Source organism: Peribacillus sp. NPDC076916 (assembly GCF_050269675.1).
Classification (GTDB): domain Bacteria; phylum Bacillota; class Bacilli; order Bacillales; family DSM-1321; genus Peribacillus; species Peribacillus aracenensis.
In genome coordinates this window covers 324925-336849 of record NZ_JBNNIU010000002.1, presented here as the reverse complement: position 1 = coordinate 336849, position 11925 = coordinate 324925, and the positions used below count along the sequence as shown (strand labels likewise).

Annotated in this window: 15 protein-coding genes; 1 reads left to right on the top strand and 14 read right to left on the bottom strand. The window is 40.7% G+C overall.

Going from position 1 to position 11925, the window contains the following annotated elements; genetic code table 11:
• Positions 1-5: 5 nt before the first annotated feature.
• Genes bshA through ACQKFG_RS06665 form a run of 5 tightly spaced genes read right to left on the bottom strand, consistent with a single transcriptional unit; the run spans position 6 to position 3443 of the window.
• Complete coding sequence (gene bshA, locus ACQKFG_RS06685) at positions 6-1145, bottom strand: N-acetyl-alpha-D-glucosaminyl L-malate synthase BshA (protein ID WP_427557226.1); 1140 nt, start codon at positions 1143-1145, stop codon at positions 6-8.
• Positions 1146-1149: 4 nt separating this feature from the next.
• Positions 1150-1863, bottom strand: a complete 714-nt coding sequence (gene bshB1 / locus ACQKFG_RS06680) for a bacillithiol biosynthesis deacetylase BshB1 (protein WP_427557223.1) — start codon at positions 1861-1863, stop codon at positions 1150-1152.
• The gene (locus tag ACQKFG_RS06675) at positions 1847-2272 is read right to left on the bottom strand and encodes a methylglyoxal synthase (protein ID WP_192205332.1); all 426 of its coding nucleotides are present in this window, start codon (positions 2270-2272) and stop codon (positions 1847-1849) included. The genes bshB1 and ACQKFG_RS06675 overlap by 17 nt, the downstream gene beginning before the upstream one ends.
• A gap of 18 nt (positions 2273-2290) precedes the next feature.
• Positions 2291-3091 carry a 4-hydroxy-tetrahydrodipicolinate reductase gene (dapB, locus tag ACQKFG_RS06670; protein ID WP_098370765.1) on the bottom strand — a complete coding sequence of 267 codons (801 nt, stop codon included), beginning with the start codon at positions 3089-3091 and terminating at the stop codon, positions 2291-2293.
• Positions 3084-3443 (bottom strand): nucleotide pyrophosphohydrolase, encoded by a 360-nt coding sequence (locus tag ACQKFG_RS06665; RefSeq protein WP_076366321.1) that lies wholly within the window; start codon positions 3441-3443, stop codon positions 3084-3086. Before ACQKFG_RS06665 ends, dapB begins: the two co-directional genes overlap by 8 nt.
• Positions 3444-3610: 167 nt before the next feature.
• Between ACQKFG_RS06665 and ACQKFG_RS06660 the strand changes: the two genes are divergently transcribed.
• Positions 3611-4483 carry a YitT family protein gene (locus ACQKFG_RS06660; protein ID WP_260286012.1) on the top strand — a complete coding sequence of 291 codons (873 nt, stop codon included), beginning with the start codon at positions 3611-3613 and terminating at the stop codon, positions 4481-4483.
• A gap of 136 nt (positions 4484-4619) precedes the next feature.
• On the opposite strand, the gene ACQKFG_RS06655 is transcribed toward ACQKFG_RS06660, so the two are convergent.
• The 9 genes from ACQKFG_RS06655 to ACQKFG_RS06615 form a co-directional block, all read right to left on the bottom strand.
• A complete protein-coding gene (locus ACQKFG_RS06655) occupies positions 4620-5294 on the bottom strand; it encodes a zinc metallopeptidase (RefSeq protein ID WP_427557218.1) in 675 nt (224 codons plus the stop codon).
• Positions 5295-5379: 85 nt separating this feature from the next.
• Positions 5380-6165 (bottom strand): sporulation protein YpjB, encoded by a 786-nt coding sequence (gene ypjB / locus ACQKFG_RS06650; protein ID WP_192205335.1) that lies wholly within the window; start codon positions 6163-6165, stop codon positions 5380-5382.
• A gap of 119 nt (positions 6166-6284) precedes the next feature.
• Positions 6285-6878: a DUF1405 domain-containing protein gene (locus tag ACQKFG_RS06645; RefSeq protein ID WP_427557215.1), complete on the bottom strand. Its 594-nt coding sequence runs from the start codon at positions 6876-6878 to the stop codon at positions 6285-6287.
• Positions 6879-7054: 176 nt separating this feature from the next.
• The gene (locus ACQKFG_RS06640) at positions 7055-7822 is read right to left on the bottom strand and encodes a menaquinol-cytochrome c reductase cytochrome b/c subunit (RefSeq protein WP_192205337.1); all 768 of its coding nucleotides are present in this window, start codon (positions 7820-7822) and stop codon (positions 7055-7057) included.
• Positions 7823-7878: 56 nt separating this feature from the next.
• Positions 7879-8553, bottom strand: coding sequence for a menaquinol-cytochrome c reductase cytochrome b subunit (gene qcrB / locus ACQKFG_RS06635; protein WP_034307974.1), 675 nt, complete (start codon positions 8551-8553; stop codon positions 7879-7881).
• 3 nt (positions 8554-8556) lie between these two features.
• Positions 8557-9063, bottom strand: a complete 507-nt coding sequence (locus ACQKFG_RS06630; protein ID WP_192205338.1) for a ubiquinol-cytochrome c reductase iron-sulfur subunit — start codon at positions 9061-9063, stop codon at positions 8557-8559.
• A 160-nt stretch (positions 9064-9223) separates the two neighbouring features.
• On the bottom strand, positions 9224-9685 hold the full coding sequence (locus ACQKFG_RS06625) for a YpiF family protein (RefSeq protein WP_192205339.1): 462 nt from the start codon (positions 9683-9685) through the stop codon (positions 9224-9226).
• Between the two features lie 161 nt (positions 9686-9846).
• On the bottom strand, positions 9847-10398 hold the full coding sequence (locus ACQKFG_RS06620) for a ReoY family proteolytic degradation factor (RefSeq protein WP_192205340.1): 552 nt from the start codon (positions 10396-10398) through the stop codon (positions 9847-9849).
• Positions 10399-10439: 41 nt separating this feature from the next.
• Complete coding sequence (locus ACQKFG_RS06615) at positions 10440-11711, bottom strand: tetratricopeptide repeat protein (protein ID WP_427557207.1); 1272 nt, start codon at positions 11709-11711, stop codon at positions 10440-10442.
• Between the last annotated feature and the right edge of the window lie 214 nt (positions 11712-11925).

Below are 11925 nucleotides of genomic sequence, written 5' to 3'. Positions count from 1 at the left end.
CCTCCCTATTCCATGGATTTACCTTCAAGTGCTTGAATGTAGATGGCTTCATACTCTGACATGATCGTATCAGAGTGGAAATCAGTATTAGCCCTTTCCAGCGCAGCTTCAGAAAAACGTTTATGTAAAATCGGGTCACTTAAAAGTCCCACCGCTTTTTCAGCGACCATATCGACATCTCCCAATTCACAAATATAACCAGTCTCCCCATCAACGATGACTTCAGGAATTCCCCCGATATTCGTCCCGATACAAGGAACTCCACATGCCATCGCCTCGAGCAACACAAGTCCGAAACTCTCTTTTTCCGATAACAGGAATATCAAATCACTGATTGAATATAATTCGGCAAGGTTATCCTGCTTACCAAGAAACAATACGGAATCATCGATTCCAAGATCTTTAGCCAATTTCAATACGGTTGTCACTTCCGGCCCGTCTCCTACAAGTAAAAGCTTTGCGGGCATTTTCTTTTGAGTTAAATAAAACGCCTGGATGACGTCTTTCACTCGCTTGACCGAACGGAAATTCGAAACATGTATGATCACTTTTTCATCTTCACTGATTCCGTATTCATCCTTAAGGTAATCTGAATTGGATTTATGGTAATCTCTTTCATCAATAAAATTATAGACGGTTTTGATTTCCTTATTCGGCGCGATTAATTCGTGCGTTTGCTGAACAAGGGAATTAGATACTCCAGTAACGACATCTGATTGCTCTATCCCGAATTTTATCAAATTGGTCAATGAGGGATCATGGCCTAATACGGTTATGTCCGTACCATGCAGTGTGGTTACGATCTTCACTTTATTACCCGACATCTGCTTTGCAAGGATTGCACAAACAGCATGTGGAATTGCATAATGAACGTGAAGGATATCTAACTTCTCCCGTTTTACGACATCTGCTATCTTGCTGGCAAGAGCCAGGTCATATGGTGGATATTGAAAGACTGAATACGAATTCACTTCAACCTGGTGATAAAAAATATTACAGTACATCTTGTTCAAGCGAAAAGGGAGGCTTGAAGAAATGAAATGTATTTCATGTCCTTTTTCTGCAAGCATCTTACCTAATTCAGTTGCTACGACACCCGAACCCCCAACTGTAGGGTAACAGGTAATTCCAATTTTTAATTTCATAAGCTTATTTTTCTCCTAACAAGTCGGCATCGATCAGTAACGGTTTTTTTGTCATGAATCCCTCCGCATAGGAGACACCCACTTCTTTACCGAACATCCGCTCCCGTGCCTCTACAGTCTCGATATAGCCATTAACTAGCGGTGTTTCTACAGATATTTGACTTTTATCGAATTGGCTGCCATATGCCCTAAGGCTATCCAGCTTTTTCGATATTGTAGAAGTGATATCCACGACGAAGTCCGGTTTGTGAAACCCATTGATCATATAATAGTACATATTTTGGACACGATGAGAATCCAGGCCTTCTTCTTCCATATACTTTCTTACTCCTGCCGAAAAAACTGCTTCCTCGACTAATTTTGCACAATTACCATGATCGGGATGGCGATCTTCCAAAAATGGTGCAAATACAAGGGCAGGTTTATATTGGCGAATGACCGTAATGATTTGATTTATGTATTCCGCTTTCATGTATAGTCCCCGGTCGGGTAGATCAAGGGAAATCCTCTTCACCCCAAGGATTTCAGCAGCCTTCTGCGCTTCCTCTTGCCGCAATGGAACGGTACCATTGGATGACATTTCAGCCTTTGTCAAGTCACAAATGACAATTTCCCTGCCTTGTTGCACATATTTAGCGATTGTGCCGCCCATACCGATTTCAACATCATCCGCATGTGCGCCAAAAGCCAGGATATCTATGTTACTTTTGTTTTTCATTTATCTCACCTTGTTTTTGCCGTAGTTTTAGCCAGTCCATATACCCATGTTTCAATCCTTGTATCAGCACTTCTGCCGTGCCCATATTTGTCGCCAAGGGAATTTCATATACATCTGATAGTCGTATAAGCGCCGATACATCAGGTTCATGTGGCTGTGATGTCAAAGGATCGCGGAAAAATAGGACCATGTCCATTTCTCCGCGTGCAATCATTGCACCTATTTCCTGATCCCCGCCAAGAGGTCCTGAATGAAAACGATGGACGGGCAGTGATACTTCTTGCATGATTCGTTTCCCGGTCGTTCCTGTTGCAAATAATTCATGCTGCTCAAATACAGCTTTATAGGCTGTTACAAATCGAATGATATCTTCTTTTTTCTTATCATGGGCAATTAAGGCAATTTTCATCGTAAATCCTCCTGATCCCTATTCGATAATATTTTCAAGGCCGTATACAAGAACATCCAATTTCATGACCGTATCGACGGCAAGTTTGACTCCTGACATGAAGGACGCTCGATTAAAGGAGTCATGCCGAACCGTCAATAGCTCTCCATCACTTCCGAAAAGCACCTGTTGATGGGCAACCAGTCCCGGTAGCCGAACACTGTGGATATGCATGCCATCTACATTTGCACCTCTTGCCCCCTGGATGGTTTCTTTTTCATTAGGGTGCCCCTGTTGTTTTGTTTCACGTACGGCTGCAATCATGTCTGCCGTTTTGGAAGCAGTGCCAGAAGGTGCATCCAGTTTTTGATCATGGTGCATTTCTATGATCTCTACATCAGGGAAATACTTTGCAGCCATTTGGGAAAACTTCATCATCAAAATGGCTCCAATTGCAAAGTTTGGAGCGATGATGCAACCAATGCCCTTTTCTTTTGTTAATGAATCCAGCTTCGCTAAATCTTCCTTAGTAAAGCCTGTCGTTCCCACTACAGGGCGGATACCATGATTAAGTGCCGTTTCGGTATGGAACATCCCCACTTCAGGTGTGGTCAAATCTATCAATACGTCCGCCTTTATAGAAGAAAAGCATTCATTTATATCCGAGAAAACCGGTGCTTCAATACCGTGAAAACCTTCTATCGCGGAGATGCTTTCCCCGTTATGCTTGCGATCTATGACAGCTGCCAATTCAAACCCTTCTGTCCTATGTACAAGCTTCACCGCTTCATTTCCCATTCTGCCACGTGGACCAGCTACAATCACTTTCACTTTACTCATCTTTACCTTCCTCCTCCATTTTCTCTTCTTTTCTTGTCCATCTATCTTTATCACGGGTTGTAAACTTTTCCATGACCAAATCATGCGAGTTTTGAAGGTCAATCCCTAAAGAATTGGCAAAACAAATCAACACAAAAAGCATATCCCCTAATTCCGCTTCAATCGTATTCTCTTCCTCTGTTGCCTTCTTTGGTTTTTCACCATGGTAATGATTGACTTCCCTAGCCAATTCCCCAAGTTCTTCAGACATGCGGGCGAGCATGGCCAGAGGGCTGAAATATCCTTCTTTAAATTGTCCTATGTATTGGTCGACTTCCGCTTGCATTTGTTGGATCGTCTTATGCTTTTCCATATCGTCACCCATTCTTGATTTTCGTTTTCAAACATCATACCTTCTCCATGTTAGCTAAAAGTGAAACAGAAGACAACAGATACGTTCGTGAATCAAAATTGCCCATAGTTGGTTAATTAGTTATAATAAGTAAATTAATGATAGGCAAACCTTTGGAGGTATGGGACATGCTTTTGGGCTTAAAATTGAAAAATATTATATTCATCCTTTTTGGGGCTGGAATATTCGCTTTTGGCCTCGTGCATTTTAATATGCAGAACAACTTGGCCGAAGGCGGATTCACCGGTCTCACCTTGATTATATATCAACTTATCGGAATAAATCCTTCTTATTCTAATTTGATTTTGAATATTCCTTTATTTTTAATAGGGTGGAAATATTTAGGACGCACTTCTTTCTTTTATACGATTATCGGAACGGTCGGCCTCTCCGTTTGGCTATGGGTTTTCGAAAGATACCAAATCGAAATCGATCTCGGAAACGACTTGATGCTTGTGGCATTATTTGCCGGGGTTTTTGTTGGTGTCGGGCTGGGCATCATCTTTCGTTACGGCGGGACAACAGGCGGAGTGGATATCATCGCCCGTTTTGCCCATCGTTACTTGGGGATGGGAATGGGACGGACGATGTTCATCTTTGATGCCGTCGTCATTGGCCTGTCCATCCTAACCTACCTTGATTACCGGCAAGCGATGTATACCCTTGTTGCCGTATTTATAGGTGCCAGAGTAATCGACTTTATGCAAGAAGGAGCCTATGCTGCTAGAGGTGCAATGATCATTAGTGATAAAAACAAGCAAATTGCTGAAAAAATCATGAATGATATGGAGCGGGGCGTAACCGTATTAAGGGGATATGGGTCCTTTACCCGCAATGACCGGGAAGTACTCTACTGTGTTGTTGGTAAAAATGAACTAGTCCGCTTAAAGACTGCCATAACATCGGTGGATCCTCATGCATTTGTATCTGTAAGTGAAGTGCATGATGTATTGGGTGAGGGCTTTACCCTTGATGAAAACAAGAATCCCATTGAAAGGTAATCCTTTTATTTGGGGCATACCGATAGTATGCAATCCTTATGATTGTTGCCCTACTAACTGAATTTTATTAGTCATGTGCAGCAAATACTTATAAAAATAAAAAAGGACCCCATCCAAGATGGTGTCCTTTTTCAAATTAATCCTCTTCCCTCATTCCTGTATACATAAGCAGAAGACGAACTAATTCCAGTACGGCTACAAGAGCGGCAGCAACATAAGTCATCGCAGCGGCACTTAATACTTTTCTCGTTTCCCGTTCTTCATCATTCCGGATGACCCCGACGGAAACGAGTTGATCCATTGCCCGAGAAGAAGCATTGAATTCAACAGGCAGGGTTATCACTTGGAACAATACAGCCGCAGCCATGAATACGATACCCGCCAATAGCAACCCAGGAATTGAAGCTAACATCCCGATTAAAATCAAAATCCATGATATGTTAGAGCCAAAATTAGCTACCGGTACTAATGCATGGCGAAAACGCAAGAATGCATATGCTTCTTTATCTTGAATCGCATGTCCAACTTCATGGGCTGCAACCGCTACACCGGCAACTGAATGGCCGTGATAGTTATCAGATGATAAACGCACCGTTTTATCCCTTGGGTCATAATGGTCCGAAAGCATTCCAGGTGTCTCTTCGACCCTGACATTGAACAGTCCATTTTGGTCCAAGATGGCCCGTGCCGTCTCAGCACCATTCATGCCAGAAGAGGCCGATACCTTTGAATATTTTTTATACGTGCTTTTCACTTTCATTTGTGCATAAATCGGGATTAAAATGATAATCGCCAAATAAATGAAATACATGGTATCCTCCTATAACTATTATTACTCTTAATTCTATGGAATGAAGGCAACCGTGTCAAATATAGTGTTCTCTTCCCGTGTCTCTTTAATCATTATGTTCTTTCCTTGGTTTTTCCCTATCACCTTTATATTTTCTCCAGCCTACATAAGAAAGCGTCATGATAATGATTGAGCCTGTCGATATGATGACCCACCAAAGGGAAGGATCTGTGTCATCTTCCCCCATTTCATCAAAGATGGTGCTCAGTTCGTTTTGCAACGCATCCAGTTCCTTTTGACTTTCTCCATCACTGATTACCTCTGGACGGTATTGGTTGATGTATTGGATCCTCGTGTCCAGTTGCTGCATCGTTTCTTTAGAAAGGTCGACTTTCAAGCTTGGGTATATCATTTCATATTGTGATAGGAATAAGTTCAATTGGCTATTGAATGTAATTGTGTCTTGATTGATCGCGGCGTTCTTTGTTTGCTGGAAAGAATTCATCATTTGATCTTCCATCTCTGTCCAAAGGGGCTGATGGGTAGACTTGACCGCATCAACAACAAGCCGGAATTTTGTAACAGAATTAACCTTTTCGGAATCTCCCTTGTTCATATCCTTTATTGTCATCAAGGCCTCATTATGAGCTACAGTGATAATTCGAAGTTCGTCCATGTCAAGGATCTGCTCTTTTGCTGTCTCTTTTAAAAACCGGTCAGAAAAAAACGTCAGCATCTTTTCCGAATCTCCATATCGCTTCAACTTGGTCATTTCCAAGGCTCTATCGGAAATGTCATCTAATTGCTCCAAACTTGAAGAGGATTCTGCATAGACAGGGAAATGTAAGACGACAAATAAAACAGCAATGGTTAATATGAATTTTTTCAACATGCTACTCGTCCCTCCTCATATCTCTACTAAAACGATATGAAAGAAAAAACATGAGTAGACCTCGTTCAACATAAAAAAGTTACCCCTGCTTTTACAAAGCTGTATTTAGTGTTAACTTTTTAAGGGAAGGATAGGGTGATACGCTTATTTCTATATCCAAAGTACCAGCCGACAAAAATGGAAAGTATGCTGAGCCAAAAAGTGAAATAACCTATCGAATTCATATATACCAATAAATCACGGTATATTGGCATCATTTCAAAAACATAATCGATTATGTCATTATGTATGGTCCAAATCCCTGCCACTATCATATGCCAAGGTTTTATTCGATAAAATGGTGCATATAATATACCTTGAATCGCCATCCCCAAATGAGAAGCCATTAACATGTAACCTTCCCATGGCAATGAACCTGTTGTCACGTAGGTCATCAAATTCATTACAACTGCCCATATGCCATATTTGAATAGTGTCATTATCGCCAATGCTTCCATAAGTCCGAAATTCCTTCTTAATAGGAAACCCGCTAAAACAAATACAAAAAACAGGCTGGCAGTCGGGCTATCCGGTACAAATGCCAAAAAAATCGCCGGAGTGTTTTCCAATTGACTACCGTACCAATAATATCCATAGGCTGTTCCGAATATATTTATTAATAATAACAAAACGAGCATTTGCCGATTTGCAAGCCAACTGTAGATAACATTCATTCTTTTACCCTCACTTACATTCTCATGTATACTCATTTTACAGGCCATCAACCAGAAAACCAAGTATTCATTTCAATTTCTTCTCATTAACGCTTCAATTTACCAATAAAAAAGCCGACAACCGTGGTCGTCAGCTTCTTTTACAACATATGAAAGAAAATCTGTTGATGGCTATATTATTTTGTCGATAAACCTGATACAAATTCAGCCAATGTTTTCAATTCTTCATCTGTACCTTTGAACATGCCAGCTGGCATGGCGCCCTGGCCTTTGACTGCGATCTTAGAGATTTCCTCTGGCTTTAAACCAGTGTCAATTAAGCTTGGCGCTCCTGCTCCACCAGTTAATTCTGCTCCATGACAGCTGATACACCCATTAGAATCCATCAATTTATACCCATCGCTCTCTTTATCAATATCTGCACCTTCCACGATCGCTCCTTGCTTCTTGGAAGCTTCCCAATCGTGATGGGCTGCGGATTCCCATGTTAAATAGAAAACGCCGGCCATTGCCAATAACATGAAGCCTACAGCAAAAGGACGTTTCGCCGGGCTCCGCTCTGTACCACGATCCAGAAAAGGTGCCAAAAGCAATGCCCCGAAAGCCAAACCAGGTATTACCATGGACCCGATTGCATTATAAGGACCTGAAGCATAGGTATACTTAAGTAATTGGTAAAGGAATAGGAAATACCAGTCCGGCAGCGGAATATACCCTGTATCTGTAGGATCTGCTATCCTTTCCAATGGTGACGGATGCGCGATTGTCAGGCAAAGATAACCTACAAGAAATACAGCTCCTACCATCCATTCTTTTAAAAGGAAATTAGGCCAAAATGCTTCAGTTTTCCCAGGATATTCTGAATAATCTTTCGGAATATTCGGTTTACGGTCCGCGGAGATACGCGAGTCACCTACGAATTTCATACCTTTCCCACGATGCATTGAACAATTCCCCTCCTTTATGAAAAGGTTTATTTGGTTTTTGGTTCACCATTCTTTTATAGCGGGCCTGAAATACCTTGTTTTCGGATCATCAGGAAATGAGCCGCTAGTAAAGCAAATAATGCTGCTGGCAGGAAGAATACATGGATTGCAAAGAATCGTGTCAACGTCTGTGCTCCAACGATGGTTGGATCTCCTGCTATCAATGTCTTGAGTGCCGGCCCCATCAAAGGTACCGATTCGACAATTGTCAAAGTAACTTTCGTTGCGAATAGCGCTTTCATATCCCAAGGCAATAAATAACCAGTCAAGCCTAATGCCAGCATGATGAAGAAAATCAACACGCCGACCATCCAGTTCAATTCACGCGGTTTTTTGTAAGCTCCCTGGAAGAAGACACGAAGAGTATGTAAAAACATCATAACGATAACTAGACTTGCTCCCCAGTGATGCATACCACGGACAATTTGACCGAAGGCAACTTCATTTTGCAAATAATAAACAGATTCCCAAGCGTTTTTAATGTCCGGGACATAGTACATCGTCAAGAACATGCCTGACAAGATTTGGATGACCGTAATAAAGAAAGTTAACCCACCAAAACAATATACGAATGCAGAAAAATGATGTGCGGGGTTAACATGTTCTGGAACCTCATGGTCAGCAATATCCCGCCATAATGGCGTAATATCTAAACGCTCGTCCACCCAGTCATATAACTTTGTTAGCAATGTTTACGCCTCCCCATGCGGTTTTAGTTGACCCAAATAAAGTATTCCATCTTTTTCTTTCGTGTCAAAGACATCCAATGGTGAAACCGGCGGTGTCCCCTTCACATTCATCCCATCTTTCGTATACCTGCCATAATGGCAAGGACAGAAAAATTGATTCGGATTAGTCTTATCCGTATTCCAACCTACCGTACAGCCTAAATGTTTACAGATTGGAGATAAAGCAACGATCTTACCATCATCCGTTTTGTAAACCCATGCTGTATTTGTTTCTTCAGACTCATACCACCCATCGACCTGTTTAAAACTAAAGTCGACACGGGTTGGTTCGGTAGTCAGTTCACCTACCTTCTGTTTAGTTGCAACGTAATCCCCGCCTTTATCAGCTGATAATACAGGATCAATTGCAAACCTAACCATAGGCATCAACATACCGGCCGCCATAAATCCACCAACGCCAGTAAGTGTGTAATTAAGGAATTGACGTCGTGAAACATTACGCTTGCTCATGCGTTTTCCCCCCCTCTATTACTATACTGAGAGCCCAAAGGACCAATAAATAGCGACACTATAAAACTAGGACATTTCCATGATATCTCAATAATTTACCAAGGTCAATATTTGTAAAACCCAAAAGGTGGCAACTATGTGTCAAATTATGCGAAAAATCCTACTTTTTTTCATTTTTCCAATTATAAGAGAAAATATCAAGGATTTGGAGAACTTGCTGGTTAATCATTTCCCTTGCTTGTTCAATTTCAAGCCCCTCGAGGGGGATGGCAGGAATCCATACTAAATTATTGTCTAATTCCCGCTCTTCCTTTTTCCATTCAAAATCCGATGTAAGAAAAAAAACATGCTCGAAATCATTTTCCTTCACTTCATTGGCCCAACGCTTTAACCGTTCAACCTTATCCATTTCATCACTTATATAATGAAATGTTGGCAATAAAAGAATTCTTCCTTTCATCTGCTTTTCAATTTCCAAGCTTAAAATGGTAAGAAATTCATTCATTGAGCCCGATTGCTTCATTTGTCCTTTAAAAGATAGGGGAACCAAAGGAATCAAAACGGTATCCACGTACTCTTTTGACTGCATATACATGTCAAGATCTTTTGCTGTCCACTTCATGTTTTTCTTCACTCCCGATTATTTGAATCAACTCCTTTTCATTTTACCATTTTTTTTATAACATCTTTACCATATACCCATAGTCTTTACAAAAATGTGGATTTTATCAATATTTTATAAAAAATAAAAACCTTTCCTGATTACGGAAAGGTCAATTTATTTTATCCAAGTACTTTTAATTGATTCAATTGTTCTGTTAAGTTCTTAAATGCTTGTTCATCATGCTTATCAAGTGCTTCATCGATTTCCTTAAGCAAACGGTCCCTTTGGAAATACAACATGCTTCTTTCTAAAAATTGTTCAGCCAGCAGCTGATCTTTTTCATTCGATGCAGTTGATTTCGGCATGAAGGGATTGTTCTCGAGTACCGCTGCATATTGATAGGAAGAGTAAGCCGATTTAAAATTGAGCTGAATATAAATGTCCTCATCCCGATTTAAACGGATATCATGAAAAGATTTCTCTGCATCGGTCGTCATGATATTGGACTTATAGAACCTGAAAGGGACTTCATCCACACAATGTGTCGACATGATCAGGCCACGTGGACAATACTGTGCATTTTCTACAAAATGAACCTTTTTCATTAGTTGATCATGACTCATTAAGTAATTCAATATCCATACGCATTCTCTTCGTTTCAGTTGATAATGATTTAAAAACCACCGAATAAAATCCTTCTTCTCATTCACAGAAACAGGGGCAGCCACCATGAATTCCCTCCTCTGTCTTGATTTAGTGTTGTTTCACTTATCTACATTTCATCCGTGCTTTCACCTAGCCGCTCCAAAATCATTGCATACTCATCATTCGCCGGGTTCATCTCAAGCAGCTTATTAAATACTTCTCTAGATGTCGCTCTGTCTCCTTCTTCAATTAAAAAGAAACCATAATCTTCAAGGAAATCTTGATTGTTCTTGAATGAATTATATGCTTTATGATAGCTGGTTAATGACTCTTTAAATTGTTCGGTTTGCTGATAAGATACAGCAGCTATCCATTCAAACTGCGGATCATCCTCTCCATATCGCCTTACTTCACCAATACACTCCAATACATCTTCATACCTTTCGTGGTGCATATACAATTTCAATAGGGTGAGTGCAGCTTCCAGGTATCCCGGATCAATGGCAAGTGCTTCTTTAAATAGATTTTCCGCCTCTTCATCAAGCCCGCTTTTCAAGGCTATTTTTCCTCCGAAGAAGTAAAGTTCCTTATTGAATTCATCAGCCTTGATTCCTTCTTTGACCGTTTTCAAGGCATTTTCCAGATCTTCAAGATGTTCATAACTCTTTGCCAGGTACAAATATAGAGAATGGTATTCATGATCTAATTCTTTCAGTTCAATAAACTTTCGTACGGCTGTCTCATAAAGACCTGCCTGAAAAGCTGTAAATGCATATTCAAATAGGGTATTGATTTCAAGTCCATCCTGTAAGGCCTTTTCAAAGTGGGGAAGGGCCTCCTCGAACTTTCCTGAACTGCTTAATGCTTCAGCAAGCCTCTGATTGACATTAACACCAGCGATTTCTTGTTCCTGTTCCAAAACCTTTATGTAATTTGCAATGGCTTCCTGATCCCTTCCTTGATGAAAGAACAGTTCAGCTAGTGCAAAATCAATGATGATCTCATCTGGAAGCATTTCCTTGGCTTGCTGTAATTTCCGTTCGCTGACCTCATCCATCCCCTGTAATTGATAAAGGTCCGCTTCCAAAAGCAAAGCACTTGGATATACTTCATCATCTGCACTTACTTTTTCAAGCAACAGCATCGCTTCATCTTCCTGGTCCATGTCAATAAGGATTTCCGCCAACGAAACAATCAATTCTCCTTCATTGGGATAGAGCTGCAGCAGATGTTCAAAAAGATCCTTTGCCTCCTCCGCAAAACCAAGCTGGAGCATTTCTTCGGCCAGCAACAATATGTCCTCTGCTGACTCTGATGATTTAATTCGATTTATATGTTTAAGAGCTTCTGTTAATTCCCCTTTTTTTAAATGCTGTATAACTTGTTCCACTGTGTTCATTGTTGAATCCTTCCTTTTGCAAGATAGACTTGGTCCCTAGTCATACACACACTCACGCCATAATGTAACATATTCTTCCATTAAGAACAAAATACCTTGTATTCGCGAGATGCATAGTAAACAGTATTCATTAGTTTACCACACTGTAGCCCTGTATTCCATTGATGAAGTCCCCTCCCATTCTCATTAAAAAAAGGTTACTAGTTAATTCTCC

Coding starts and splice junctions, on each gene's coding strand:
- ACQKFG_RS06615 (WP_427557207.1), bottom strand. CDS start 11,711: ATGAACACAGTGGAACAAGTTATACAGCATTTAAAAAAAGGGGAATTA.
- ACQKFG_RS06645 (WP_427557215.1), bottom strand. CDS start 6,878: ATGAATGTTATCTACAGTTGGCTTGCAAATCGGCAAATGCTCGTTTTG.
- ACQKFG_RS06630 (WP_192205338.1), bottom strand. CDS start 9,063: ATGAGCAAGCGTAATGTTTCACGACGTCAATTCCTTAATTACACACTT.
- ACQKFG_RS06660 (WP_260286012.1), top strand. CDS start 3,611: ATGCTTTTGGGCTTAAAATTGAAAAATATTATATTCATCCTTTTTGGG.
- ACQKFG_RS06640 (WP_192205337.1), bottom strand. CDS start 7,822: ATGCATCGTGGGAAAGGTATGAAATTCGTAGGTGACTCGCGTATCTCC.
- ACQKFG_RS06675 (WP_192205332.1), bottom strand. CDS start 2,272: ATGAAAATTGCCTTAATTGCCCATGATAAGAAAAAAGAAGATATCATT.
- ACQKFG_RS06655 (WP_427557218.1), bottom strand. CDS start 5,294: ATGTATTTCATTTATTTGGCGATTATCATTTTAATCCCGATTTATGCA.
- ACQKFG_RS06620 (WP_192205340.1), bottom strand. CDS start 10,398: ATGGTGGCTGCCCCTGTTTCTGTGAATGAGAAGAAGGATTTTATTCGG.
- dapB (WP_098370765.1), bottom strand. CDS start 3,091: ATGAGTAAAGTGAAAGTGATTGTAGCTGGTCCACGTGGCAGAATGGGA.
- bshB1 (WP_427557223.1), bottom strand. CDS start 1,863: ATGAAAAACAAAAGTAACATAGATATCCTGGCTTTTGGCGCACATGCG.
- bshA (WP_427557226.1), bottom strand. CDS start 1,145: ATGAAATTAAAAATTGGAATTACCTGTTACCCTACAGTTGGGGGTTCG.
- ACQKFG_RS06625 (WP_192205339.1), bottom strand. CDS start 9,685: ATGAAGTGGACAGCAAAAGATCTTGACATGTATATGCAGTCAAAAGAG.
- ypjB (WP_192205335.1), bottom strand. CDS start 6,165: ATGTTGAAAAAATTCATATTAACCATTGCTGTTTTATTTGTCGTCTTA.
- ACQKFG_RS06665 (WP_076366321.1), bottom strand. CDS start 3,443: ATGGAAAAGCATAAGACGATCCAACAAATGCAAGCGGAAGTCGACCAA.